Annotated in this window: 25 protein-coding genes; 14 read left to right on the plus strand and 11 right to left on the minus strand. The window is 69.7% G+C overall.

The features are described 5' to 3' along the window. Positions 1-36 precede the first annotated feature (36 nt). Positions 37-2,808 (minus strand): hypothetical protein, encoded by a 2,772-nt coding sequence (locus C6C15_RS14185; RefSeq protein WP_158698562.1) that lies wholly within the window; start codon positions 2,806-2,808, stop codon positions 37-39. 113 nt (positions 2,809-2,921) lie between these two features. Here C6C15_RS14185 and C6C15_RS14190 point away from each other — a divergent pair, with 113 nt between their 5' ends. The 4 genes from C6C15_RS14190 to C6C15_RS14205 all read left to right on the plus strand — a co-directional run bounded on the left by C6C15_RS14190 (position 2,922) and on the right by C6C15_RS14205 (position 6,295). Further along, a complete protein-coding gene (locus C6C15_RS14190) occupies positions 2,922-3,455 on the plus strand; it encodes a DUF488 domain-containing protein (protein ID WP_105950839.1) in 534 nt (177 codons plus the stop codon). Positions 3,456-3,575: 120 nt separating this feature from the next. After that, entirely contained in the window at positions 3,576-4,667 is a 1,092-nt protein-coding gene (locus C6C15_RS14195; protein WP_060922450.1) for a YihY/virulence factor BrkB family protein, read from the plus strand. Between the two features lie 120 nt (positions 4,668-4,787). Then, positions 4,788-5,282, plus strand: a complete 495-nt coding sequence (locus C6C15_RS14200; protein ID WP_234024159.1) for an ABC transporter substrate-binding protein — start codon at positions 4,788-4,790, stop codon at positions 5,280-5,282. Next, the gene (locus tag C6C15_RS14205) at positions 5,279-6,295 is read left to right on the plus strand and encodes a cation transporter (protein ID WP_060922452.1); all 1,017 of its coding nucleotides are present in this window, start codon (positions 5,279-5,281) and stop codon (positions 6,293-6,295) included. The genes C6C15_RS14200 and C6C15_RS14205 overlap by 4 nt, the downstream gene beginning before the upstream one ends. On the opposite strand, the gene C6C15_RS14210 is transcribed toward C6C15_RS14205, so the two are convergent. From C6C15_RS14210 to C6C15_RS14220, 3 genes are all read right to left on the minus strand, one after another. After that, the gene (locus C6C15_RS14210; protein ID WP_105950400.1) at positions 6,263-7,750 is read right to left on the minus strand and encodes a thioester domain-containing protein; all 1,488 of its coding nucleotides are present in this window, start codon (positions 7,748-7,750) and stop codon (positions 6,263-6,265) included. The two genes, C6C15_RS14205 and C6C15_RS14210, sit on opposite strands and share 33 nt — an antisense overlap. Positions 7,751-8,054: 304 nt before the next feature. Further along, complete coding sequence (locus C6C15_RS14215; protein ID WP_105950401.1) at positions 8,055-8,570, minus strand: hypothetical protein; 516 nt, start codon at positions 8,568-8,570, stop codon at positions 8,055-8,057. A gap of 283 nt (positions 8,571-8,853) precedes the next feature. Further along, a complete protein-coding gene (locus C6C15_RS14220; protein WP_082750075.1) occupies positions 8,854-9,474 on the minus strand; it encodes a cyclodeaminase/cyclohydrolase family protein in 621 nt (206 codons plus the stop codon). A gap of 56 nt (positions 9,475-9,530) precedes the next feature. Between C6C15_RS14220 and C6C15_RS14225 the strand changes: the two genes are divergently transcribed. Beyond that, positions 9,531-9,920 carry a hypothetical protein gene (locus C6C15_RS14225; RefSeq protein WP_105950402.1) on the plus strand — a complete coding sequence of 130 codons (390 nt, stop codon included), beginning with the start codon at positions 9,531-9,533 and terminating at the stop codon, positions 9,918-9,920. 16 nt (positions 9,921-9,936) lie between these two features. On the opposite strand, the gene C6C15_RS14230 is transcribed toward C6C15_RS14225, so the two are convergent. Beyond that, positions 9,937-10,590 carry a hypothetical protein gene (locus C6C15_RS14230; protein WP_158698563.1) on the minus strand — a complete coding sequence of 218 codons (654 nt, stop codon included), beginning with the start codon at positions 10,588-10,590 and terminating at the stop codon, positions 9,937-9,939. A 20-nt stretch (positions 10,591-10,610) separates the two neighbouring features. Beyond that, on the minus strand, positions 10,611-12,419 hold the full coding sequence (locus C6C15_RS14235) for an oleate hydratase (protein WP_105950404.1): 1,809 nt from the start codon (positions 12,417-12,419) through the stop codon (positions 10,611-10,613). Positions 12,420-12,550: 131 nt separating this feature from the next. Between C6C15_RS14235 and C6C15_RS14240 the strand changes: the two genes are divergently transcribed. The 4 genes from C6C15_RS14240 to C6C15_RS14255 all read left to right on the plus strand — a co-directional run bounded on the left by C6C15_RS14240 (position 12,551) and on the right by C6C15_RS14255 (position 14,774). Next, the gene (locus tag C6C15_RS14240) at positions 12,551-12,865 is read left to right on the plus strand and encodes a hypothetical protein (RefSeq protein ID WP_105950405.1); all 315 of its coding nucleotides are present in this window, start codon (positions 12,551-12,553) and stop codon (positions 12,863-12,865) included. 34 nt (positions 12,866-12,899) lie between these two features. Further along, a complete protein-coding gene (locus tag C6C15_RS14245) occupies positions 12,900-13,517 on the plus strand; it encodes a hypothetical protein (RefSeq protein ID WP_158698564.1) in 618 nt (205 codons plus the stop codon). Between the two features lie 83 nt (positions 13,518-13,600). Next, complete coding sequence (locus tag C6C15_RS14250; RefSeq protein ID WP_060922461.1) at positions 13,601-13,876, plus strand: hypothetical protein; 276 nt, start codon at positions 13,601-13,603, stop codon at positions 13,874-13,876. Positions 13,877-14,345: 469 nt separating this feature from the next. Then, a complete protein-coding gene (locus C6C15_RS14255; RefSeq protein WP_105950407.1) occupies positions 14,346-14,774 on the plus strand; it encodes a hypothetical protein in 429 nt (142 codons plus the stop codon). 151 nt (positions 14,775-14,925) lie between these two features. On the opposite strand, the gene nrdF is transcribed toward C6C15_RS14255, so the two are convergent. From nrdF to nrdH, 4 genes are read right to left on the minus strand one after another with little or no spacing between them, the layout of a single operon-like run. Then, positions 14,926-15,906, minus strand: coding sequence for a class 1b ribonucleoside-diphosphate reductase subunit beta (nrdF, locus tag C6C15_RS14260; RefSeq protein WP_060922463.1), 981 nt, complete (start codon positions 15,904-15,906; stop codon positions 14,926-14,928). 39 nt (positions 15,907-15,945) lie between these two features. Beyond that, complete coding sequence (nrdE, locus tag C6C15_RS14265; protein ID WP_060922464.1) at positions 15,946-18,090, minus strand: class 1b ribonucleoside-diphosphate reductase subunit alpha; 2,145 nt, start codon at positions 18,088-18,090, stop codon at positions 15,946-15,948. After that, positions 18,087-18,521 (minus strand): class Ib ribonucleoside-diphosphate reductase assembly flavoprotein NrdI, encoded by a 435-nt coding sequence (gene nrdI, locus C6C15_RS14270; protein ID WP_060922465.1) that lies wholly within the window; start codon positions 18,519-18,521, stop codon positions 18,087-18,089. The genes nrdE and nrdI overlap by 4 nt, the downstream gene beginning before the upstream one ends. A gap of 56 nt (positions 18,522-18,577) precedes the next feature. Next, positions 18,578-18,811 carry a glutaredoxin-like protein NrdH gene (nrdH, locus tag C6C15_RS14275; RefSeq protein WP_017202656.1) on the minus strand — a complete coding sequence of 78 codons (234 nt, stop codon included), beginning with the start codon at positions 18,809-18,811 and terminating at the stop codon, positions 18,578-18,580. A 377-nt stretch (positions 18,812-19,188) separates the two neighbouring features. Between nrdH and C6C15_RS14280 the strand changes: the two genes are divergently transcribed. The 5 genes from C6C15_RS14280 to C6C15_RS14300 are packed head-to-tail and all read left to right on the plus strand — an operon-like array spanning position 19,189 to position 23,790. Beyond that, positions 19,189-20,397 (plus strand): MFS transporter, encoded by a 1,209-nt coding sequence (locus C6C15_RS14280; RefSeq protein WP_174521434.1) that lies wholly within the window; start codon positions 19,189-19,191, stop codon positions 20,395-20,397. Further along, the gene (locus C6C15_RS14285) at positions 20,394-21,311 is read left to right on the plus strand and encodes a sugar kinase (RefSeq protein ID WP_105950408.1); all 918 of its coding nucleotides are present in this window, start codon (positions 20,394-20,396) and stop codon (positions 21,309-21,311) included. Before C6C15_RS14280 ends, C6C15_RS14285 begins: the two co-directional genes overlap by 4 nt. Before the next feature lie 40 nt (positions 21,312-21,351). Then, positions 21,352-22,110 carry an alpha/beta fold hydrolase gene (locus tag C6C15_RS14290; protein ID WP_105950409.1) on the plus strand — a complete coding sequence of 253 codons (759 nt, stop codon included), beginning with the start codon at positions 21,352-21,354 and terminating at the stop codon, positions 22,108-22,110. Next, positions 22,107-23,267, plus strand: coding sequence for an acyl-CoA dehydrogenase family protein (locus C6C15_RS14295; RefSeq protein ID WP_105950410.1), 1,161 nt, complete (start codon positions 22,107-22,109; stop codon positions 23,265-23,267). The genes C6C15_RS14290 and C6C15_RS14295 overlap by 4 nt, the downstream gene beginning before the upstream one ends. Before the next feature lie 55 nt (positions 23,268-23,322). Then, positions 23,323-23,790 carry an Lrp/AsnC family transcriptional regulator gene (locus C6C15_RS14300; protein ID WP_025102615.1) on the plus strand — a complete coding sequence of 156 codons (468 nt, stop codon included), beginning with the start codon at positions 23,323-23,325 and terminating at the stop codon, positions 23,788-23,790. Positions 23,791-23,799: 9 nt separating this feature from the next. Here C6C15_RS14300 and C6C15_RS14305 read toward each other — a convergent pair whose 3' ends face one another. Then, complete coding sequence (locus C6C15_RS14305; RefSeq protein ID WP_234024161.1) at positions 23,800-25,314, minus strand: PucR family transcriptional regulator; 1,515 nt, start codon at positions 25,312-25,314, stop codon at positions 23,800-23,802.

Genomic DNA, 25,314 nt, shown 5'->3' on the forward strand with positions numbered 1-25,314 from the left:
AGGGCGGACCCGCCGTGCGTGTGCGGAGAGGTCAGATCAGCGCGATCCGGGATGCCCGTGCCGCGTGCGCCGAAGCCGCCGCGCCGCGAGGACTCCGGCACCGAGGAGGACGAGCAGACCACCGGCGCCTGCCGCCGCGGCCGCGCCCGGCGCGAGACCTGTCGTGGCCAGGCCGGAGGCCGCCCCGCCCTCCGCCCCGGGTTCGACATCCGTTCCCGGATCCGGGTTCTCGGGTTCGGGTTCCGGCTCGGGTTCGGGGTCGGGACCGGAGCCCGGATCGTAGACGTTCGTCACCGTGCACACGGTGTCGACCCCTGCGGTCACCTGGACGATGTCGCCTTCCAGCGCTCCCCCGATGCACTCCCAGCCGTCGCTGCGGTAGTCCGCGGTTGGCGCACCCGCGACCGCCCGCTCCGAGAGTCGGAACGCACCGGCCCCGAGCGGAGCCAGGGTCACCGCCGTCTCGCCGGACGCTCCCTCGATGCGCGGGCGCGGGAACTCCCCGCCGCCGATCGCACGCAGGGTCCAGTCCGTGGCGTCGGCGGGCCCGGTCGGGGCTCCCGGACCGTCTCCGACGACGGTCTTCCGGAGCGTCAGAGTGCCGCCGACGAAGGTGTTCGTGGCGGTGCAGATCGCGTCCTCCCCGAATCCCAGCGTCGCCGTGGTCCCGTCCCAGGTCGTGCCGGTGCAGGACCACTCGCCCTCATAGCCGCTCGGGCCGTCCTCGGAGAAGATGTACTCCCCCGGCGGAAGCTGCATGTCGGTGACGAACTCCGACCCGCTGGGGCCGGAGAGCGCCGCGTTGCCCGGGCCGCGGGCCTTCAACTCGAAGTCACCGGGCACCGCGCGTCCGCGCTCGCCGTTCACGACCTGCTTGACGAGAGTCAGGCTCGGCGTGATCGAGGCGTTGGTCAGGATGCAGACGACATCGGCCGACGGAGGCACCTGGACCACGTCGCCGGTCACCGTCCCGCCCGAGCAGTTCCAGCCGAGCGGATCGTAGCCGGCGGGGCCGTCCCCCTCGCTCAGCGACCATGCGCCGGGGGCGACGGCCGCCTGCGTGACGGCGGGGGAATTGGCGGGCCCCGACACCGTGGCGGCACCGTCGGTCGCGGTCAGGGTCCACGCCGAGGGCAGCGCCGGCGTGCCGAAGGCGGAGGCGACCTGCTTGCGCAGCGTCAGGGTCGACTGGGTCCAACGGTTCGTGACGGTGCAGATCACGCTCTCCAGCGGCACGACCTCGACGGTGTCACCGGTGCCGACGGGGGTGCCCTCGTCATCGACGCACGACCAGCCCTCGCTCACATAGGAGCCCGCCGCCGGGGCGGTGCTCGCCTCCGACAGGGTGAAGACCCCCGGAGCCACCGTCGCGAAACTGACCTTGCCAGAGCCGGAGACGCCGCTGATGACGGTGTCGGCCGATGTCGCGGTGAGCTCCCAGTCCTGCGCGGTGAGGGGACCGCCGCCCGCGTTCACGACGTTCTTCACGAGGGTGAGCTGGCCGACCTCGAGGGTGTTCGTGACCGTGCACGTGACATCCGCCCCCGCCACGACGGTCACGGTGTCGGTCGCCAGGGCGCCGCCCGTGCACGACCACGGCCCGGCCGCGTACCCGGCGGGTCCGTCCGCCTCGGCGAGCGCGTAGTCGCCGACCGGCACCGGGACGCGGGTGACCGCAGCGGATCCGGAGGCCCCGGTCACCGTCTCCGGTCCCGCCGCCGTCAGGGTCCAGTCGGACGGCGGCTGGTCGCTGCCCACCACGTTCTTGACGAGGGTGAGCCAACCGCCCGCGAAGGTGTTGGTGATGCGGCAGGTGATGTCGGAGCTCTCCCGCACGTAGAGAAGCGCCCCATCGATCCCGCCGTCGCCCGTGGCGTCGACGCAGGTCCACGCACCGCCGCTGTACCCGGCAGGACCGCTCTCGGCGAGCGTGTAGGCGCCGGGGTCGACGGAGGCGTGGTCGACCGCGTCCGAGCCGGAAGGACCGGAGATCCGCTCGGGTCCGCTCGCGCTCAGGACGAAGTCCGACGGGGCGGCCAGCGGGTATCCGGTCGCCGCCGGGTCGACGACCTCCTTGACGAGCGTCAGGTGAGGCAGGTCTCCGGTGTTCGTGATCTGGCAGGTCACCGCCCCGCCGAGGGTCATCTCGAACTGATCACCGGCCACGGGAACGGCGGTGACCGCGCCGGTCGTCAGATCCCGCCGCTCGCAGGTCCAGGGCCCCGGCACATAGCTCGCCGGTCCGCCCGATTCGCTCAACGTGTAGGTGCCGATCCGCGCCGGCTGGTTCTGCACCGCGGCCGAGCCGCCCGCCCCCTCGATGGTCGAGGGCCCCTGCGCCCGCAGGGTCCACTCCGACGGGGCCGCGCCCCCGCCCTGCACGTTCTTGACGAGCGTGAGGCTGCTCCGGATCGCGTTGTTCTGCACCGTGCACGTCATCGACTGGTCCGCGGTGATGGTGATCGTGCGCTCGGGCTGCGTCGTCACATCGCCGTCGCAGTTCCAGGAGAAGAAGGCGTACCCGGCCACGCCGCCGGTCTCGAAGATGCGGTAGGTGCCGGGCGGGATGAGGCGCGACTGGATGCCGTTGAGGCCGTCCCCGGTGAAGGTCTCCCCCGTGGCCACGTTGACCGCGTGCATCGTCCACAGGGTGCGGTCTCCGAGACTGGCGCCGGTGTCGAGGTTCTCGATCGCCTTGAAGAGCGAGAGCCGAGCAGCGGGCTCGGCGGCGACGGCGGGAAGAGCACCACCGAGGCCGACCACGGCGGCCAGCAGCACGCCCAGAACTCCGAATCGGACTTTTCTCATCGAACGGCCCCCGCCCCGGGTGCGGACCCCACCCGTCACCTCACCGTAGGTCCGCGGGCCGTGGCAGGGCAAGGGTCGTCCGTGGATGGGGACGAGTGGGCTACGGTCGCCTCATGTCTGAGCCGCTCTTCACCATCGGGCACTCCACCCGCACGATCGACGAGTTCCTCGGGCTCGTGCAGGAGAGCCGCGTGGAGAGTGTCGTCGACGTGCGGCGTCTCCCCGGCTCGAAGCGGTACCCGCAGTTCGACCAGGACGCGCTGGCTTCTTCCTTGCAGGACGCGGGGATCGCCTACCGTCGCGAAGAGGCGCTGACGGGTAGACGCCCGGTGAGCAGGGACGTGCCCTTCGAGACCAACGCGTGGTGGCAGAACCGCAGCTTCCACAACTACGCCGATCACGCCCTGTCCGCGGATTTCGGACGCGCCCTCGATGAGCTCCGCGCCGAGGGTCGCGCGCGGCGCGTCACGGTCATGTGCTCGGAGAGCGTGTGGTGGCGATGCCATCGACGGATCATCGCCGACCACCTCCTCGCGCGGGACGAGGTCGTCCGCCATATCCTCGGTCCGGGGCACGTCGATAGGGCGGAGCTCAGCGGCGGCGCCGTCGTCCGCGCGGACGCGGTGGTCACGTACCCGGCCGCGTGACCCTCCGCCGGCACAGCATCCCCCTCGTCTCGGGTTCGCGCAACCCCCGTGCCGGAACACCTCCTCTCCTCATAGGACTGGATCGCGGGAGCAGCGCTCGCGCCGACGCGAGGAGGAACCATGTCGAAGGCACCCACAGCACGAAGCGGATCCGCGTCCGCTCCACCGCCCGAGCACGACGAGAAGCCGGACAGCCCGACGGATCTGCAGAAACGGTCGTGGAAGTACGTCCTCGTCAAGAGCGTCCGGGAGTTCTCCGCCGACCAGTGCATGGACGGCGCAGCGGCCCTCACGTACTACGCGGTGCTCTCGATCTTCCCCGCCATGATCGCCGTCTTCTCGCTGCTCGGCGTGTTCGGCCAGGGCGGCGCCGCCGCAGACGCGGTGCTGGGGATCATCGGCGACGTGGCACCGCCGGAGACCGCGAAAGCCCTCCGCGGGCCCATCGAGCAGATCTCCCAGGCGCCAGGCGCCGGAATCGCGCTCGTGTTCGGAATCCTCCTCGCTCTCTGGTCGGCGTCGGGGTATGTCGGAGCGTTCAGCCGGGTGATGAACCGCATCTACGAGATCGAGGAGGGGCGGCCGTTCTGGAAGCTGCGTCCCATGCAGCTGCTCGTCACGCTCATCACCGTCGTCTCGCTGACGATCGTCGCCATCGTGCTCGTGCTCTCCGGGGATGTGGTGTCGGCGCTGGGCGACGCGATCGGCGCAGGCGAGGGCGTGCAGCTCGCGTGGAACATCGCCAAGTGGCCCCTGCTGCTGTTCGTCGTCGTCTTCCTCGTGGCGATGCTGTACTACGCGACCCCGAATGCCAAGCAGCCGAAGTTCCGGTGGATCAGCATGGGCGCCCTCGTGGCGATCGTGGTGCTGGCCGTCGCCACTCTCGGCTTCGTGCTCTACGTCACCACCTTCTCCAACTACGAGCGCACCTACGGATCGATGGCGGGCGTCATCGTGTTCCTGCTCTGGCTGTGGATCGCGAACCTCGCCCTCCTGTTCGGCGCCGAGTTCGACGCCGAGCTGGAGCGCGGCCGCCAGCTCCAGGCCGGGATCGCCGCCGAACGCGACATCCAGCTTCCCGCGCGCGACACCCGCCAGAGCGACAAGCGCGCGGAGAAGGAGCGGAAGGACATCGAGGAGGGACGGCGCATCCGCATCGAGAACGACGATGACGCGCCGGAGCCGGAAGACCGGGCGACGAGAGGACGATGACCCGGTCGGGCTATGGTGAGAGCCATGCCCTTCGCGTCGCCTGTGCGGCGCGTTTTTCCTACCCCCGGAGGAGCGAACGAAGCGATGTTCAGGCCTGGTCGTCGCGCGCCGATGCGCAGGATGAGCACCGGAAGACCACACCGCCGCGCGGTCGGGGTCGTCGGAGGATGGCTCGGGATCGCCGCAATGCTCGCCGGCTGCATGGCCATCCCCGCCGACGTCGACGGCACCCTCGACGAGGCCCGCGACGGCGAGATCCGGGTCGGGATCACCCACAACCCGCCGTGGACGGACACGACCGATCCCTCGGACCCGGCCGGGGTCGAAGTGCGCCTCGTGGAGGAGTTCGCCGAGACGCTGGACGCGACCGTCGTCTGGACGGTCGACAGTGAGGCGAACCTCGCCGAACGGCTGCACGACCACGCCCTCGACCTGGCCGTCGGCGGGTTCACCGATGACACCCCCTGGGTCGACGAGGCGGCGATGACCGTCCCGTTCGACGATGCGACGACCGCGGGCGAGACGAAGAAGCACGTCATGCTCACCGTTCTGGGGGAGAACCGGTTCCTCACGACCCTCGAGACCTTCCTGCTCGAACGAGGAGGCGCCCGATGAAAAGCCATCCCGCCCTTCCGCCCGCGCAGCAGGACACGCTTCGCCGGGCGATCCGCTTCGAGTGGTACACGCTCGCGTTCCTCGCGGTGGCGATCACCGGCGTCTACCTCGTGATGGGCAACTCCCAGGCGATGAAGGCCGCCTGGATCGAAGACCTGCTCTCTCTCGCGCCGCCGATCGCCTTCCTCCTGGCGGTCCGCATCATCGCGAAGCCGGCGACCGCGAAGTACCCGTACGGGTTCTTCCGCTCGGTCGGCGTGGCCCACCTCGTGGCCGGCGTCGCCCTGTTCACCATGGGCGCTTTCCTCCTGGTCGATTCCGTCATCGGACTGGTGAGCGGCGACCGGCCGCCGATCGGCTCGGTCCAGGTGTTCGGCCACGTGATCTGGTCGGGCTGGCTGATGATGGGCATGATGGCGTTGACCATCCCGCTGCCGATCTACTTCGGCCGCGTGAAGATGCGCCTGGCCAAGGATCTGCACAACAAGGTCCTCTACGCCGACGCCGACATGAACAAGGCCGACTGGATGACGGCAGCCGGATCGATCGTCGGGGTCGGCGGGATCGGGCTCGGGCTGTGGTGGGCGGACGCGGCCGCGGCGACGTTCATCGCGGGGAGCATCCTCTGGGACGGGTGGCGCAACACCCGCGCCGCGATCACCGACCTCATGGACACCCGGGCCACGACCTTCGACGACGAGAAGCCGCACCCCGACTCCCATGCCGTGCTCGACCACCTGCGTTCCCTGCCCTGGGTGCGCGACGTCGCCGTGCGGACACGGGATCAGGGACAGTTCTTCCACGTCGAAGCGTTCGTCGTCCCCGTCGACGATGCCCTGCCCTCCCTCGCCGAGCTCGCCCGTGTCCGGCAGCAGTGCCAGGGCCTGGATTGGAAGCTCGTCGATGTCGTCCTCGTGCTGGTCCCGGAACTCGCCGACCATCTCACGCGACGGGAGGACGACGACGAGGACGCCGCATCCTCAGCGGAGCGCCGTCCGTCGCCGCACCCGTAGCAGAGCACCCGCGAGCAGGAGACCCAGCCCGGCCACCGTCAGCGCACCCGTCATGGACGTCGGCCCGGAGGCCGCGAGCCCTTCGCCCTCACCGCCGTTGTCACCGCCCTCGCCGCCGCCGTTGCTCGGCGTCTCGACGGGGTCGTACGTGTTGGTCACGGTCACGACGACGGGCTCCGTCGCGGCCGCGTCGACCGTCACCGTCTCCGGTTCGACGGTCTGCGCGGCCAGCGTGACCGCATCGTTGGCGCCGTCCGCGGACTCGCTGACCGTACACGTCGCCCCGTCCGGCAGACCGGTGAAGACGACGGGATCCGCGCTCGTGGCGCCCGCGGGGATCGTGGCGGAGACGACGACGCCTTCAGCCGGGGCGGGTGTGCACGCGAGGTCGATGGTGATGGCGCCCTGCAGTCCCGCGCCGTCTCCGGTGATGATCTTCTGCACGCTGATCTCCCCGGACGCATACGGGGTCGCGCGGACGCCGGTCCGAACCGGGAGCGTCGTGGTCTGTGCCAGGACGAGCTTCTGCGCCGCAGGCCTGTCCGACGACTCCGTGTCGTAGAGGTAGACCGTGCCCTGGGTGAGCGAGACCTGCGCGGTGATCCGGAACCCGTTCACCGGCGCGGCCGGCCCGGTCCACCGCGCCCAGAGCTGCGTGCCGGAAGCGACCGCGCTACCGACGGGAACAGGTTGGGTTCCCGCCTGATCCAGGAAGACCTCCACGCCCACGGCCGCGTCGAGCGTGCCGCTGGTGGTGCCGGAGACCGTGAAGGGTCCCACGATCGATCCGTCCTCCGGCACCGTGGTGGTGTCGGGGTCGATCGCGAGCGTCGGCAGAGCCGGCTCCGGGAGGCCGCCGCTGTCGAGCGCGGCCTGGACGACGGCGGCCGTCGCATTCCGGATGGTCGCGTTGGTCCCCGTCGCCAGCACGAAGCCGTCGCTGAAGTACCAGATCGCGCTCTGCACCGCGGCGACCTGCTGCGAGAGCGGGAGGCCGGAGAGCGGGTTCGCGGTGTTGAAGGGGAAGTAGTTGTTGAGGATGTAGTTGATGTAATCGAGGTTGGGCACATTCGATGCGTCCCACTCCCCGATGTTGTAGCCCGCGCCGATGCCGGTCTCCGTGCTGAAGTCGATGCAGTAGGCCGAGGCGGTCGCTCCGGAGACGGGGTCGGCGATGGTGATGAGCTGCGGGCTCACGGCCTCCACCGAGGCGCCGGTCGCCGGGTACGCGCCGGGAGTAGGCGCCAGGGTCGTGAGCTCCCCCGTCACATTCGTCGGGTACTGCGAGCCGGTGATCGTGACCTGCGTGAAGAAGCCCGCCCGGGGCAGCACGGGGTCGGGATCCCACAGTGCGGACGCCGGCGTCGCACCGAAGAGCACCATCGCCGCCGCGATGGCCGTCGCCAGAAGTGCCCCTGCTGTCCGCGTGCGCGCGCGCGTGGTCTCCGTGTGCATGGTGTCCCTCGATCTCGCCGATGATCCGAGTGACGGGTTCTCCGACTGCGACAGCCCGCCGTTGCCCACCGACGATAAGCCTGCGGGCCGCACGATCACAGGGGCGGGGCTGATGATCACCCGGGTGAGTCGAACCGCGTCGGTGCGGCGGCAGATCGCTCTCACAGCGGAGCGCCCGCCGGGGGAGGGAGTTGGGTGGCAGGCGCTCCGTCGGCCGCAGCGTGACCGTCGAGGCCCCCCAAGCCGGCCCGTGCAGCACGTTCAGGATGAACCATGCGCACGGTCCGCGCAACGGGTGTGTCCGTCAGTGTCCGTGCGCGAGCTGCTGCACGAGCACGACGACGCCGCCGAGCCCGACGAGGATGCCCAGCGCGATGAGCTGCTGCCACCAGCTCAGCCCGGTCCGGCGGACGGCGACGTACCCGATGAGCCCGAGGATCGCGACGTAGACGATCGACGCGACGGTGAGAGCCGTCCGCAGCTCGATCCACCCCAGCACGGCTGCGAGGAGGACGAGCAGCGGCACCGCCGCCGAGCCGAGCGCCGTGCCGGTGAGCCCCAGGACCTCGCGCAGGTCCGCTCCCCGGGGGAAGCTGCCATGCGTCGCGAGGTGCGCGACCAGATCGGCGGCGAAGCCCGCCAGCGCGATCGCGACGATGCCGATGAGCAGGGTCACGGTGGCCTGCAGGGCGCTGGTGTGCTCGACATTGGAGTTCTGAACGAGCACGATGGCGAGGCCCGTGAACGTCGCGTACACCCGCTCCTTGATCGCGGCGCGGTCGTGCTCGGGCCGAGCGGCATCGGAGTCCGGCGTACTCATGGGCGGGATGCTATCAAGACCCGCCCGCCGACCGAAGCAGGGGACCGTCCGGACCGCCGCGCTCCTCGCGTCGACATGGTAGCCGGATCCCGGTTTTAGGTGGCGCCCGTTCGCCGACGTGCGGCTCGAGTCACCTCACCCTGAGGACGACGCGAGTCTGCGCTTCGACATCGATCGGCGCCCACTCCCCGGGGCGGAGACGTATCCCTCGGTGCGCGCGCTGCGCCGACCCTCGTATCGCCTCACGCAGGGGTGAGTCCCTCATGCGCGCTCGGTGCCCGCGTCAGTCCAGACGCTCCGAGAGCTCGGCAGTGATCCCCCCGACCTGAGTGCGCGCCTCGGCCAGACGCGCGACGTCCTCCGTGAGGGACGTCAACATCGGCGTGGTGGCCCCGTGCCTGCGGGCGAGCTGCAGATTCGCGCGCAGGTTCAGAGAGGCCCCCGACAGCCCGCCGCGCAGAGCCTCTGTCGCGACGGCGAGATCCACCGCCAGGTACGGGTTGCCGTCGTCCGAGAGCGTGCGCGCTTCCGGGAGCAGGGCGAGGCCGAGGCGCCCGAGCCGCGCGACCGACTGCGCCGCGTCGACGGCCGCTGCACGGACGCGCTCCTCCCGCGCCCCGTCGTCCGCCGACAGAGCGAGCGCGGCGCCGAGATCCGCCGACACCGGTCCGTCCGCTTCGACCGCCCGCAGGATCTCGGCACGAAGGCGCACGAGGCGGTCGGCGCTCTCGACGGCGGCGGGCTCATCGGGGGTGTATGCGGCCACCATGGACATCAGGGCGGCGCTCAGGCCGAGCATCACTCCCGACGCCGCTCCTCCGCCCGGCGATCCGGTGGGCTGGCTCAGGGCATCGAGCCAGCCATCCATCGGCCGTGATGTCGGGACGTCTGCGGAATCCGTCATGCCGGTCAGACTATCGGCGCGCAGCGTGCGCCTCGTCCTCTCTCTACGATGGAGCCGTGCACCTCGTCGACACCCTGGCCCTCGTCGGTGAGGTGCTGTCCTGGATCGGCCTCGGCGTCGGAATCCCGTTCCTCATCGTGGCCCTGCTGATCCGGCTCGTCGAGGGGCAGTGGATCCCCGTCGAGATCGCCGTGATCGATCGGGACGGTCGGCTCACCGCCCGCTGGTTCGCGGGCGGCGACTTCCACGAGAGACCGCTGCGCCGCGGCGAGCCCACGGCCACCACCGATGGATGGCTCGACGGGTTCCACAGCTCGAACGACCCGGCTCGCATCCGGATCGGTGAGCCGCCTCATCTGCGCCGGGTCCTGCGGGCTGTCGGGGCCGTCTTCGCCGCGGTCGGTGCCGTCGGCCTGATCGTGTCGTTCCTCCCGCTCGTCCTCTGACTCGGCCCGCGGTGCGTCACGCCCTCGACGGGCGCTCCGGGAGACCTCGACCGAACGAGTCCAGCGCCGCGCGGTACGCGGCGGCATCGCTCCGCACCTCATCGGTGACCAGGAGCGCGTGCGGTCCGATCTGCCGGACGTACGTCCCCCGGCAGGGCAGCGTCACCACCCTCGCGAGACCGCGACGCCACGCGTCGGCCAGGGTGGCGACGTCGCGGCGTTCGGGGCTGTCCGCGAGCGTCGTGAGGTGCGTCGCGAGATGTGCCTCGGAACCGCGCCGCTCCCACGCGCGGTACGCCGGATCATCGGACACCTCCGCCCCGAACGCGTCCCGCGCTGTGGGCCCGACGATCCGAGTGAGCACCGCCTCCCGCTCATCAGGACTCAGCGTCGTGGCGAAGGCGCGGTCGAGCAGCGCCTGGTCCGGGTCGGTCGCGGCGTGCGCGACGGCGTCGGCCCAGATCCGGGGCCACACCTCCGTCCAGCGCGCACGGGTCTCCTCGTCCACGCGCCGCGCGGCCGCCACCGGCCGGTCGACCAGCGGCGGCGGGAGCGCGTCATCGGCGGGATCCAGCCCGTGCGCCTCGCGGATCCAGAGGAGCTCCAGCAGCGTGTGCGGTCGGTCCTCGACGGTGAGGGTCATGTCGTGCGGCCACGGGTTCCCGGGCATCGGTCGCGCCGAACGCATGCTCAGGCGATCGCGTCGTCGTCCCGAGGGCGCGGCACCGTCGCGCCGTGCGCGGGGATGAGCCCGAAGTCCGTCAGCAGCTCTCCCATCTGCGTGTTGTCGAGCTTGTCGAGGAGGCGACCCTGGAGGAAGTTCGGGCCGGGGAGGTGGACGGTCTCGCCGTCGCGCAGCCGCGCGGTGGCCTTGAGGAGGTAGCGGATGTCGTAGGTCGAGTTGAAGACCTCCGGCACGCCGCGTTCCACGTCGAGCAACTGATACGTGGCCTCCATCGCGGTGCGCACGGAGTACTCGGTGGTGAAGATCGTGTCGCGCGTCGTCTCGGCGAACTGTCCGAGGAAGGCGAAGTTGACGCTTCCCTCCGGGACCACCTGCGGACGGTCGCCGGCCCGGCGCGGCATGAAGAAGGAGGTCACGTACGGCATCATCACCGGGACCGTCTTGGCCGCCGACGCGGCGAGTTCGGCGATGTCCTCCACCGGCACACCGAGGTGGTAGAGCCACTCCTGCGCGATCTCCTCGCCCGTGCACTCCTGCATCGGCTTCTTGACGTAGTCGCCGAGCGTCTCGACGAAGAGTCCGTATACCCAGACCACGATCTCGTTCGGCTTCTGCGCCTTGAAGTGGGGCTGCCGGTTCACCGTCCAGCTCATCAGCCAGGCCGAGTCCTTGGCGGTGACGATCCCGCCGGTGACGACTTTGCCGCTGAACGGGTCGCGCTTGCAGATCTTCTCGATGTACTTCGGGATGCGCTCGTCGACGGTGGTAACGGTGGCGGACTCCCACTTCGTCTTGTCGATGTCGCTGCAGAACACCTCCGGCCGCCCGAACGCGGGCGACTTCGCGGCGATCCGCTTCCAGAGGTCCCAGGCCGGGGCCGGGCCGGTCTTCAGCTCCGGAGCGGTGTGCTGGTCGCCGTTGCCGGAGTTCTCCGTCAGCGACCCGATCGTCGCCAGACACAGGTCGTCCGGTCCGAGGTCGACGCCGCCGGGCTCGCCGTCGGCGATCCAGTCGATGCGCGTCGCCTGGATGCGACCGTCCTCGATGTCGAACTGGACGTCGGTCACGGTGTGATGGAACCGGAACTGCACGCCGTGGTCGTCGAGGAACTTCCGCATCGGCAGCACGAGCGACTCGTACTGGTTGTACTTCGTGAACTTCAACGCGGACAGGTCGGGCAGCCCGCCGATGTGGTGCATGAAGCGGTGCAGATACAGCTTCATCTCCAGCGCCGAGTGCCACTCCTCGAACGCGAACATGGTCCGCCAGTACAGCCAGAAGTTGCTGCCGAGGAAGTCGTCGCCGAACACCTCGTCGATCCGCTTGCCCTCCATCTCCTCGCGGGTGGCGAGGATGACGGCGACGATCTCCTTCTGCGCCTTCTCCGAGAGGGTGAAGAGCTTGTCCGTATGCGCGTCCTGCCCCTGCTTCTCGGTCACCCGGCACAGGGAGACGTTGGGGTCGTCCTTGTTGAGCCAGTAGAACTCGTCGAGCACGCTGGCACCCTCGATCTCCAACGACGGGATGGAGCGGAACATGTCCCACAGGCACTCCATGTGGTCTTCCAGCTCCCGGCCGCCGCGGATGACGAACCCCTTCTCGGGGTACTTGATCCCGTCCAGCGCGCCGCCGGGCAGCCCCAGCTCCTCGAGGATCGTGATCCGCTCCCCCGCGACCTGCCCGTCGCGGATCATGAAGATCGCGGCCGCCATCGCGGCGAGACCGCCGCCGACCAGCCAGACCGTCTTGTCGTCGGCCCCCTCCGGCTTCCGGGGTCGCGCGAATGCTTCGTAGTTCCCATTGCTGCGGTACATCTGTCCCACCCTCCGATTGGTCGACACCGATGCGCACAGTCCAGCCGAAACCGATGCGGAAAGGAAGGGCTTCCTGTGCGACCGCTCGGAGCTCGCCGTCGCTGACATCGCGTGATCGCTAGGATCGCCCCGTGACCCAGATCTCTCCGTTGCCCCGTCGCCGAGCCTTCGGATGCGGAGTCGCCTCCGCCGTCGTGGCGATCGTCGGGATCCTGCCGACCGCGATCGTCTTCGTCCTGGCGGGGACGGCGGACCCGAACTACGGATGGCTGGTGTTCCTCACGCTGCCGCTCGCGGTCCTCTTCGGCGGCATCGCCCTCCTCCTCGGCGTGATCGGGCTCGTCTTCGCCCGCGCCGACGGCGGAGGGTATGCGTGGCCGGTCGTCGGAGCCGTGCTCGGCGTCCTGGCGCTCCTTCCCGCCGCCGCGTTCCTGTGGGGCGGCTGATCTCGTGCGCCGGAACCCGCCCGCCAACAGGCTGATGCTCGCGATAGCTGCCGCAGTGGCGGCGTTCTTCGTCTGGGGAGCGCTCGTGCGCCCCCTGTTGGACGGCGAGCCGCCCGTCGCGACCTCGCTCGTGTTCGGCGCTGGCGTGGCACTCGCCGGCCTGATCATCTGGATCGTGCTCGGACGCATCCGACGACTGCAGCGCGCCCAGCGGCGAGCGCTGCAGGAGCGTGAGCCGCAGGCACGGATCTTCGGCTCCTACGCCCTCAACGGCGTGGCCGCGTACCTCTCGCGCACGATCCCCCTTCTCGGACTCGGCGCCGCACCGCGCGGCCTGCTCACGGCGAGCCCCACCGGGGTCATCGACCCCTCGGGCTTTCGGCTGATCCGCGGCGGAGCGCGTCTCCTCACGGCCTACAGCGTTCCTCGGGACCGGATCCAGGGCGTGACGAGGGGCGGCATCCAGGAGGGCGCCTTCCTCTATCCGACCCTGGTGATCGTGGTCGCGCAGGAAGCGGGACAGGTCGCGATCCCGGTGCCGGTGACCAGGGACGACGCGCCGCTTCGCCGAGAGTCACCGGACGGCATGGATCGCCTCATCTCCGATGCGGCACGGATCTGGGGCGTCCCCGTGCTCGGGGACGGCGGCTGATGCGAGCGACGCCGCGACCGGAATCGACGCGCGGGCGCGGGTGACTGATGCGTACATCGACAGCGTGGTGGTTGATCGCAGCGATGACCGCCGTCTCGCTCATCGCCCTCGGCCTCGTCATGACCTACCGTTTCGCGACACCGCTCGTCGATCCTGCCCCGCCGACGCCGGACTACGGGGTCCAGGCGCTCGTCGCCGGCGTGACGATGGCGGCAGCGGCGGCGAGTGGCCTCGGCGCGGGCGTGTACGCGACGAAACGCGAGGTCGCCCGAGGTCGAATCGTCGGCTGGACCGCCGCCGCGATGCTCGCGGGCACCGTTCTGGGAGCGGTTCTGGCCTTCGTGCTGAGCGCACGCTGAGGTGTACCCGATAGCCGCCGGAGGGAAGAGGCCCGCGACCCGTGTCATTGCGATGATCTTCGACCTTCCATGAAGGAGGGGAAGTCGGAAGCACCGAGGCCGTCCGGCGCAAAAAACGACTGAACAAAACTCCGGGCCGCTCGTTCCAGCTGCTCGGCTGTGAGGTTGCTACCCCCGAGCGAGAAACCGCACGTACCGTCTTCGGGCCCGTTGGTCCACGTGAAATGGTAGGCGTGCACCCCATCTGAAGGTCCTGATTCGCGTACGTCGAACATCTCCCCGCTGACATCCAGAACCGTGTTCACATCCGCCAGGCTGCTGCGCAGCACAGCGCCACAGAATAGTCTTGCGAATCGCGGCGAGCGCGACCGCGATGACGGTCGTCATCTCTCCTGCGAAGGAGGCCGGCCTATGTCTTGCTCGGTCTGCGGCGGATGGATCTTCCGGGGGCGATGGGTATGCTCACGCCATGGAACCCGCCCCGATAGCCGACCACGGTCCGCAGGAGAAGGGTGCGACCCGGCGCCGCAGGATCCGGGTCGGCCTGATCGTCGCCGCAGCTCTCCTCATCGTGTTCTACCTCGCACGGCTGGGCTGGCTGTTCATGATGGCCGACGAGGGCGACACTCCTCCCCTATCAGCCGTGCCCCTCCCTGCCGGAGCGCAGGTGGTCGGCCAGAGCGAAGGCTGCGGAAGCGGTGGCTGCGCGGTGACGTTCACGGTTCGCCCGCCCGACGGTATGACCCCGGAACAGCTCGCCGCGGAGATAGGGGCGACGCCGCAACTGTCGGTGCCTGGGAACCTGTGGGATCCACGCACCGTGTGGGTCTCGGCGCGGCCGTCAGCGGGCACCTTGAAGCTCGTCGCCGACTACACATCGGGCGAGTACGTGCCGTAGGCCGACCGTTCAGCCTGAGCGCTGACAGCGGACGACCGGACCGCGATCGTCAGACTCACGATGAGCCACCCGACGGCGACTCCGGCCAGCCCGAGGAGCGGGTCGGCCGGAGTCGGACGCATTGCTCTGCTTGCGTCCCCCCGCACAGGACTCAGAAGTCCCAGTCGTCGTCTTCCGTGGCCTCGGCCTTGCCGATGACGTAGGACGAGCCCGACCCACTGAAGAAGTCGTGGTTCTCGTCCGCGTTCGGGGAGAGCGCCGACAGGATCGCCGGGTTCACGTTCGTGACGCTGGAGGGGAACATCGCCTCGTAGCCCAGGTTCATGAGGGCCTTGTTGGCGTTGTAGTGCAGGAACTTCTTGACGTCCTCGGTCAGCCCGACGCCGTCGTAGAGGTCCTGCGTGTACTGCACCTCGTTGTCGTAGAGCTCGTAGAGCAGCGAGAACGTGTAGTCCTTGAGCTCGTCCTTGCGCGCCTGGTCGGCCGTCTCGAGTCCGCGCTGGAACTTGTAGCCGATGTAGTACCCGTGCACGGCCTCGTCGCGGATGATGAGGCGGATGAGGTCGGCCGTGTTCGTCAGCTTCGCCTTCGACGACCAGTAGATCGGCAGGTAGAAGCCCGAGTAGAACAGGAACGACTCCAGCAGCGTCGAGGCGACCTTGCGCTTGAGCGGGTCGTCTCCCTGGTAGTAGTCCATGATGATCTGCGCCTTCTTCTGCAGGTTCGCATTCTCCGTGGACCAGCGGAACGCCTCGTCGATCTCCTTCGTCGACGCGAGCGTCGAGAAGATCGAGGAGTAGCTCTTCGCGTGCACCGACTCCATGAACGCGATGTTCGTGTAGACGGCCTCCTCGTGAGGCGTGATCGCGTCGGGGATCAGCGACACCGCGCCGACGGTGCCCTGGATCGTGTCCAGGAGCGTGAGCCCGGTGAACACCCGCATGGTGAGCAGCTGCTCGTCGGGGGTGAGCGTGTTCCACGACTGCACGTCGTTCGACAGCGGCACCTTCTCCGGCAGCCAGAAGTTGTTCACCAGACGGTTCCAGACCTCGAGGTCCTTGTCGTCCTGGATGCGGTTCCAGTTGATCGCCTGCACGCTGGAGACCAGCTTGAGCGGAGAGTGAGGAGTCATTCTTGTCCTAGTTCCTGGGTCACTGAGCCTGTCGAAGTGTCAGAGCATGCACGAGACGCACTCGGTCATGTCGGTGCCCTCGAGCGCCAGCTGACGCAGACGGATGTAGTAGATCGTCTTGATGCCCTTGCGCCATGCGTAGATCTGGGCCTTGTTGATGTCACGCGTGGTGGCGGTGTCCTTGAAGAACAGCGTCAGCGACAGACCCTGGTCGACGTGCTGCGTGGCCGCGGCGTACGTGTCGATGACCTTCTCGTAGCCGATCTCGTACGCGTCCTGGTAGTACTCCAGGTTGTCGTTCGTCATGAACGCCGCCGGGTAGTAGACGCGACCGAGCTTGCCTTCCTTGCGGATCTCGATCTTCGAGGCGATCGGGTGGATCGAGGAGGTCGAGTTGTTGATGTAGGAGATCGAGCCGGTCGGCGGCACGGCCTGCAGGTTCTGGTTGTAGATGCCGTGCTCCTGGATCGACGCCTTGAGCTGGACCCAGTCCTCCTGCGTCGGGATGTGCTTGCCCGCGAAGAGCTCCTTGACCTTCTCGGTCTCCGGGACCCAGGCGCGGTCGATGTACTTGTCGAAGAACTCGCCGGACGCGTAGGTGGAGTCGGCGAACCCGTCGAACGTCGTGCCGCGCTCGATCGCGAGCTGGTTCGAAGCGCGCAGCGCGTGGAACAGCACGGTGTAGAAGTAGATGTTCGTGAAGTCGACACCCTCCTCCGAGCCGTAGAACACGTGCTCGCGGGCGAGGTAGCCGTGCAGGTTCATCTGGCCGAGGCCGATCGCGTGCGACCGGTCGTTGCCGTCCTCGATCGACCGGACCGAGCCGATGTGGCTCTGGTCGCTGACCGCGGTGAGCGCGCGGATCGCGGTCTCGACAGTCTGGCCGAGGTCGTCGGCGTCCATCGACAGCGCGATGTTCATCGAGCCGAGGTTGCAGGAGATGTCCTTGCCGATCTCCTTGTACGACAGGTCGTCGTTGTAGGTGGTCGGCGTGTTCACCTGCAGGATCTCGCTGCAGAGGTTGGACATGTTGATGCGCCCCTTGATGGGGTTGGCCTTGTTGACCGTGTCCTCGAACATGACGTACGGGTAGCCGGACTCGAACTGGATCTCGGCGACGGTCTGGAAGAACTCTCGCGCGTTGATCTTGGTCTTCTTGATGCGCGGGTCGTCGACCATCTCGCGGTACTTCTCGGTGACCGAGATGTCGCCGAACGGGACGCCGTAGACCTTCTCCACGTCGTACGGCGAGAACAGGTACATGTCCTCGTCGTTCTTGGCGAGCTCGAACGTGATGTCCGGCACCACGACACCGAGCGACAGCGTCTTGATGCGGATCTTCTCGTCGGCGTTCTCGCGCTTGGTGTCGAGGAAGCGCATGATGTCGGGGTGGTGGGCGTTGAGGTACACCGCGCCCGCGCCCTGACGCGCGCCGAGCTGGTTGGCGTAGCTGAAGCTGTCTTCGAGGAGCTTCATGACGGGGATGATGCCCGAGGACTGGTTCTCGATCTGCTTGATCGGGGCACCCGACTCGCGGATGTTCGACAGCAGGAGGGCCACGCCGCCGCCGCGCTTGGAGAGCTGCAGCGCGGAGTTGATGCCGCGGGCGATCGACTCCATGTTGTCCTCGATGCGCAGCAGGAAGCAGCTGACGAGCTCGCCGCGCTGGGCCTTGCCCGCGTTGAGGAAGGTCGGGGTGGCCGGCTGGAAGCGACCGGAGATGATCTCCTCGACGAGGTTCACGGCGAGCTTCTCGTCGCCGTCCGCGAGGGCGAGCGCGGTCATCACGACGCGGTCCTCGAAGCGCTCGAGGTAGCGCTTGCCGTCGAACGTCTTCAGCGTGTAGCTCGTGTAGTACTTGAACGCGCCGAGGAACGTCTCGAAGCGGAACTTCTTCGAGTAGGCGAGGTCGTTGAGCTTCTGCACGAAGTCGAACGAGTACTTCTCGATGACGGCGCCCTCGTAGTACTCCTTCTCCACGAGGTAGTCCAGGCGCTCCTTGAGCGAGTGGAAGAACACGGTGTTCTGGTTCACATGCTGCAGGAAGTACTCCCGCGCGGCGCGCTTGTCGGCGTCGAACTGGATCTTCCCGTTCGCGTCGTACAGGTTCAGCATCGCGTTGAGCGCGTGGTAGTCCAGGCCCTCGTACGCGGGGTTCACCTTGAATGCCACTGTCTCGGTCACTGAAGATTCCACCGTCGTTCCAATCCGTCGCTCACGCGATCCACGTCGTCCTGTGTGCCGAAGATCTCGAGCCGATACAAGTGAGGCACGTGACACTTGCGGCTGATGATGTCGCCGGCGAGGCAGAACGCGTCGCCGAAGTTTGTGTTGCCCGCGGAGATGACCCCGCGGATATGACGCCGGTTGCGCTCGTCGTTGAGGAACCGGATCACCTGCTTGGGCACGGCCCCCTTCTCGACCCCGCGCCCGGCACCCCCGCCATAGGTGGGGGTGACCAGCACGAAGGGCTCGTCGACGACGAGGTCCTCTTCGTTCCGGTGGAGGGGGATGCGTCGGGCGGGAAGCCCGAGCTTCTCGATGAAGCGCGCGGTGTTACCCGACACGCTCGAGAAGTAGACCAGGAGCGGCGCTGCGGTCGCGACGGCGCTCATAGCTCTCTCCTTGGGTTCCTGAGCCTGTCGAAGGGCCGGGTGGCGAGCCTGTCGGACTACGCCAGGCGGGACGCGAGCTCGTCGATCTTGTCGGGACGGAAGCCCGACCAGTGGTCCTCGTCGGTGACGACGACCGGCGCCTGCATGTAGCCGAGCGCCTTGACCTGCTCCAGGGCCGTCGGGTCCTCCGACAGGTCGTGGATCTCGTACTCGATGCCCTTGGCATCCAGGGCACGGTAGGTCGCGTTGCACTGGACGCAGGAAGGCTTGGTGTACACCGTGATCGACATCTGAACCCCTCAAATCTCTGGTTTCTCCGGCAGACCTCCGCCGGGATCTCAATACTACATATAGGGACGGACATTCGGTGCGACCACAAGGGGTAGTAGTTACATCCGTGTAGTTTTTCCACCGCTCTCTACAGATACAACACAGGTTCTCCACCGTTTCTTCCACAGGCGGACCCCCTCTCCCGAGGTCGTCGAGCCGCGGGAAATCGCGGCTGGGAGGAGCCTGTGAGGGATCCATCCACAGGTGGCACCTTACGAGGGGCTTCGGACATCCCCAGGCCTGTGGAATTCGTCCGCCGGCGTGTCCACGGCGTGTCGCGGTGCCGCGGCCACCGGCCCGTCTCCCCGACGTCCCCGCGGCCCGGTACCGTTGTCTGGTGGCGGGCTATCGGGATCTTCTTCGCACGCCGGGAGTGGGCCGCATGATCGCCGCCCAGCTCACCGCGCGCTTCCCCAACGGGATGATGTCCTTGGCGATCCTGCTGCATGTCGAGCAGCAGACCGGATCGTACGGATCGGCGGGCCTCGTGCTCGCCGCGACCAGCGTCGGCCAGGCGGTCGCCGGCCCCATCACCAGCCGGTGGATGGGCGCGTGGGGCATGCGGCGGGTGCTGACCCTCACGCTGTCCGTCTGCGTGATCGCCGTGCTCGGTCTCGGGCTGCTGCCGCTCTCCGTCCCCGGCTACATGGCTCTCGGCATGATCGCCGGCCTGTCGACGCCGCCCGTGCAGGCGGCCGTCCGGACCATCTACCCGAAGCTGGTCAACGCCGGTCAGCTCACCCCCCTGTTCTCCCTCGACGCCTCCCTGCAGGAGATCATCTGGGTGCTGGCGCCGGTGGTCATCACCCTCGTCTCCACCCAGGTCGGCACCATGGAGGGTCTGCTCCTGGTGGCGATCGTCCTCGTCGCCGGCGGCGCGTGGTTCATCCTCTCCCCCGAGGTCGGCCGCGTGCGCATCCCCCGCAGCCGCAATGCGCTGGGCAAGGTCGTCCTCAAGCCGCCCGTGCTCCTCGCCACGGTCATCGGCTTCCTCCTCATCGGCGCCTGCTCGGCGGTCGAGGTCGGCGTGGTCGCGACGTTCGAACACGGCAGCCTCGCGGCGGGCCTCGTCCTCGCCGTCTTCTCCGCCGGCAGCCTGGCCGGCGGCCTCGCCTTCGGCCACATCCCGATCGGACCGTGGGCCATGGCGCGCCGCCTGCTCATCGTCACCGTGGGCCTGGCCCTCACGATGGTGATGCTCAACGTCTACTGGCTGGGCGGCACGCTCATCCTCGCCGGCATCGGCATCGCCCCCGCCCTCGCGGTGCTGTTCGCCATCACCACGGCCAGCGTGAAGTTCAGCGAGACCGCCGAGGCCTTCGGCTGGGCGGGCACCGGCCAGCTCATCGGCGCCGCGGCCGGATCGGCGGTCGCGGGCTTCCTCGTCGACGTCGGCGACTGGCGCGGCGCCTACCTGGCCGCCACCATCTTCGCGGGCGTCGGACTGCTCGTCTCGATCGTTTTCGTGCGCTCCTTCCCCGATCTGCGACACCGCGACGCGAGCCCCCATCCCGACACCGAGCCCCTGGCGGTCACCCCCTCATGAGCCCCTCCGTCCCGTCTTCCTCCCCCGCGATCGTCTGCGTCGGCGAGTCGATGGCACTGATCACGCCCACCGGCGCCGACCTCGCGTCCGCCGACACGGCGTCGATCACGCACGCGGGTGCGGAGGCGAACGTCGCGGTCGGAGTGGCGGCCGCGGGCCACCGCGCCGCCTGGGCCTCCCGCCTCGGCGACGATCCCCTCGGCCGCCGCCTCTCCCGCGAACTGGAGCGGCGCCGCGTCGAGCTGTGGACCGAGCTCGACGCCGAAGCGCAGACCGGCGTCATGTTCAAGGATCCCGGTGTGGAGTCCTCGGCCGTCTACTACTACCGCCGCGGCTCCGCCGCCTCGCGCATGGCACCGGGGTTCCTGTCCCCCGCGCAGCTGGCCGGCGTGCGCATCGTGCACACCACGGGCATCACCCCAGCGCTGTCCGCGACGTGCCTGGCGATGGTCGACCGGCTCTTCGCCGACGCGCGCACCGCGGGAGCCGTCGTCTCGTTCGATGTCAACGACCGCCGGGCGCTATGGAGCCCGGAGGAGGCGGCCGCCACCCTGGCTCGTCTGGCCGACGCCGCCGACATCGCCTTCGTCGGCCGCGACGAGGCCGAGCGCATCTGGGGCACTGCCACAGCACCGGAGATCCGCGCCCACCTCCCGCACTGCGGACTGCTCGTCGTCAAGGACGGCGACGTCGGTGCCACGGCCTTCCTCGGCGACGCGGACCCGGTGTTCGTGCCCGCACCGACCGTCGACGTCGTCGAGCCCGTCGGCGCCGGAGACGCCTTCGCCTCCGGGTTCCTCGCGGCGACGCTCGACGGCGCCGACCTCGAGACCCGCCTGGCCGCCGGACACGAGGCCGCCGCGCGGGTGCTCCGCATCGCGGCCGACCTGCCACCCCTGGAGCCCGCGCGCTGACGCCGCCCGCCGCGTCCCGGCGCGGTCGTAGGCTGGTGTCATGCCCGCTCCCGTCACCCTCCCCCGCCTGAGCTGGGGCGATGCCGCTGCACCGCGACACGCACTCCTCGTGCACGGTCTGGGCTCGTCCGGCGCGCTCATGTGGCGGCTCGGCGACGCCCTCGCGGCGGCCGGCTGGCACGCGACGGCGGTGGACCTGCGCGGCCACGGCGACGCCCCGCGGGCGCTCGACTACTCCGTCGCCGCGTATGCCGCGGACCTCGCGGCGACGCGCCCTCCCGGTGCGGGCGCCTGGGATGCCGTCATCGGGCACTCGCTCGGCGGCGCCGCCGGTACGGTGGCCGCCGCGGACGACGCGGACTGGACACGACGCCTCGTCCTCATCGATCCCGCGATCCACGTCGTCCAGCCGGACGCGGCCGACATCCGCCGCAGCCAGGAACGCGCCTTCGCCGACAACCGCCTCGACGCGGTGCGGCAGGAGCACCCGCACTGGCACCCGCAGGATCAGGAGCTCAAGGTCGACGCTGTCCGGCGGGCGAGCGCGTGGGCGGTGGAGCAGACCAGCGCACAGAACCACCCGTGGGACGTCCGGGCGCACGCAGCCCGTCTGACGGTGCCCACGCACGTGATCGGCGGCGATCCCGCCGTCTCCAGCATCTTCACCGGAGCCCTCGCCGACGAGGTGCTCGCGAGCAACCCCCGCATCTCCCTGTCGGTCGTGGCCGGCGCCGGCCACTCGGTGCATCGCGACCGCCCGGAGGAATCGATCCGACAGCTCCTGGAGGCTCTGGCATGACCGACTTCGACCCGTCGGCGTATCTCCCCGACGACCTGCTCGACCGCATCCGCGAGCGCGCCCCCATCCACGACAGGGAGAACACCTTCCCCCAGGCCGACCTCGACGAGCTCCGCGCGGCCGGCTACCTGTCGATCCTCGTGCCCCGGGAGCGCGGCGGCGCGGGACTCGCCCTCGAGCAGGCCGCCCTCCTCCAGCAGCGGCTCGCGGGGGCCGCGCCCGCGACCGCTCTGGCGATCAACATGCACCTGGTCTGGACCGGCGTCGCCAAGGTCTTCTCGGACCGCGGGGTCCCCGGTCTCGAGTTCGTGCAGGACGGCGCCGTGGCCGGCGAGGTCTTCGCGTTCGGCATCAGCGAGGGCGGCAACGACCTCGTGCTGTTCGGGAGCGACACCGCGGCGGTCCCGGACGGCGCCGGGGGCTACGCCTTCACCGGCACCAAGATCTTCACCTCGCTCGCCCCCGTCTGGACGAAGCTCGGCCTGCACGGGCTCGACACCACGAGCCCCGACGCGCCGAAGCTCGTGTTCGCCTTCGTCGACCGCACGTCCGCGGTCACCACCGCCGACGACTGGGACACCCTCGGCATGCGCGGCACCCAGAGCCGGACCACGCGCCTCGAGGGGGCCGTCGCGGACACGGCACACGTCGTGCGGCGCATCGACCCCGGCCCGAGCCCCGACCCGATCGTCTTCGGCATCTTCGCGGTCTTCGAGATCCTCCTCGCCTCCGTCTACACCGGCATCGCCCGGCGGGCCCTCGAGCTGGCCGTGGCGACGGCCCACCGGCGCCGCTCCAAGAAGAGCGGCGCCGCGTACAGCCAGGACCCGGACATCCGCTGGCGGATCGCCGACATGGCCCTCGCCTACGACGCACTCCCTCCGCAGATCGCCGTACTCGCCCGCGACGTCGACGAGCGCGCGGACCGCGGCGCGGGCTGGTTCCCCGCGCTCTCGGGCGTCAAGCATCGCGCGGTGACGATGGCCAAGCACGTCGTCGACGAGGCCATGCTGGTGGCCGGCGGCGGCTCGTACTTCAGCGCCAATGAGCTCTCCCGACTGTACCGCGACGTCCTCGCCGGCGCATTCCACCCCTCCGACCCGGAGTCGGCGCACGCCACCGCGGCGAGCGCCTGGCTGGGCCCGATCGAGGCCTGAGCGGGCGCACCCACACCCCGTTGTCCACGACCGTCCGCGGTGCCAAGATCACACCATGGCACCGTCGAAGAAGGACCATACCCTCGACGCGATCTCCAAGACCATCGTCGAGATGCTGCAGGAGGACGGGCGGCGCTCGTACTCCGAGATCGGCCGGATCGTCGGCCTGAGCGAGGCCGCCGTCCGGCAGCGGGTGCAGCGGCTCACCGAGTCCGGGGTGATGCAGATCGTCGCGGTGACCGACCCGATGCAGCTCGGCTTCCACCGGCAGGCGATGGTGGGCGTCAAGGTCGCCGGGGACGCCCGAGGCGTGGCCGAGGCGATCGCCGACATCGACGAGGTCGACTACGTCGTGATCACGGTCGGATCGTTCGACGTGCTCGTCGAGGCGGTGTGCGAGGACGACGACCACCTGCTGGCGCTCGTCAACGACCGCATCCGCCCGATCCCGGGGGTGGTGTCGACGGAGACCTTCATCTACGCGAAGCTCCAGAAGCAGCAGTTCGCCTGGGGCACGCGCTGACGGTCGGCCTCAGCGCGGCCGCGTCTCCTCGCGACGGCGGGCGAGGAGGGCGAGGTGCAGGGCGGCGAGGGTCTCCCCGTCGTCCAGATCCGCGCCGAGGAGGTCGCCGATGAGCGCGAGGCGCTGATAGAACACCGAGCGCGAGAGATGGCTCGCGGCCGCCGCCGCGGAGCGGTTGCCGGGGTGCGCGACGAGGGCGGCGAGGACCGCGAGCAGGTCTCCCCGGCGATCCCGGTCGTGACGGACGAGGGGATCCAGCATCTGCTCGCTGTGCGCCTGGAGCCGCCGATCGTCGCGCAGGGCCGACACGAGGCGTTCGAGCGGCCGGTCGGCGACGCGGCGGACCACCGGCACGTCGCCCCCGGACGGCCGTGCGGCGACGTCGAGCGCGGCGCGGATCGAGGCCAGGAGCCCGAGGACGCCTTCGGCGCTCGGTCCGACGGTCACGGGCGCACCCTCGGAGAGGCGCGCGAGGACCGGATCGGTCAGCGCATCGGCTCCGGCGACCACGAGCAGGACCACGTCGGCTCCGCGCCGGGCCCCCACCGCGGACAGCCCCGCCGTACGCGCGCGGGCGACGAGCCTCTCCGCGTCCTCCTCCGTGCGGAAGACGAGGCCGGAGACGGTACCGTCCGACGGGTCGAGACCGAGTCTCCGGAGCCGGACCTCGACGTCTTCCTCGCGGGCGAACCGCGCGCCGAGAAGATCCTCGACGAGGCGGCGATGAGCGAGCACGGTCCACGCCCCCTCCCCATCGGCGAGGCAGCCGAAGGCGAGGGCCGTCGCCCCCAGCTCCAGGACGGTGGCCCGACCGGCGGGATGCAGCGGACCCTCCGCTGCGATGAGCCGGCCCCAGCGCACTCCGCGCGCCTGCACGGGCACCCGGTCACCGCCCCGCTCCGTCTGTCGGAGGGCCTCGCCGACCGGGACGCGGAGCGCTTCGATCGCGACGACCTCTCCCGCCGGATTCTCGAGGCGGACCGGGGCGTCGAGTGCGCGGGCGACCTCGGACACGATGAGGTCGGCCGGTGCGCCACGGAGGCTGAGGGCGGTGAAGAGGTCGTGCAGTCGCTGACGCTCGCGGAGCGCTGCCGTCTGGGCCTCGATCAGCGCCCGGTGCACGGCCTCGGTCACCGCGACGAACTTGACCTCCACCCCGAGCGCGATCAGAGCGAGGCCGGAGGCGGCACAGGCCTCGACGACCGCGGACGGGACGCGGGGCATCCGCGAGCCGAGTTCGACGATGATGCCGGACACCCCGACCGCCGCCAGCTCCGCCACGAGCCCGCGCAACGCTGCGGGGCTCGTCGGCCAGGCCGCGCCGGTCGTGAGCAGCAGCTCGCCGCCGTCGAGCAGGCGGGCGACGGTGGCGCTGTCCGAGGCGTGGACCCACCGCACCCCGGCCTCCAGTGCCGGGCCCCCGACGAGGACGGTCGGCGCCCCCTCCTGCACCGCGGGGAGCGCGAGCACGTCCCCGACGCGCAGCACCGAGGGCGATCGATCCGGACGATCTGTCCGATCCAC

The sequence above is a fragment of the Microbacterium sp. str. 'China' genome, assembly GCF_002993305.1.
Taxonomy (GTDB): domain Bacteria; phylum Actinomycetota; class Actinomycetes; order Actinomycetales; family Microbacteriaceae; genus Microbacterium; species Microbacterium paraoxydans.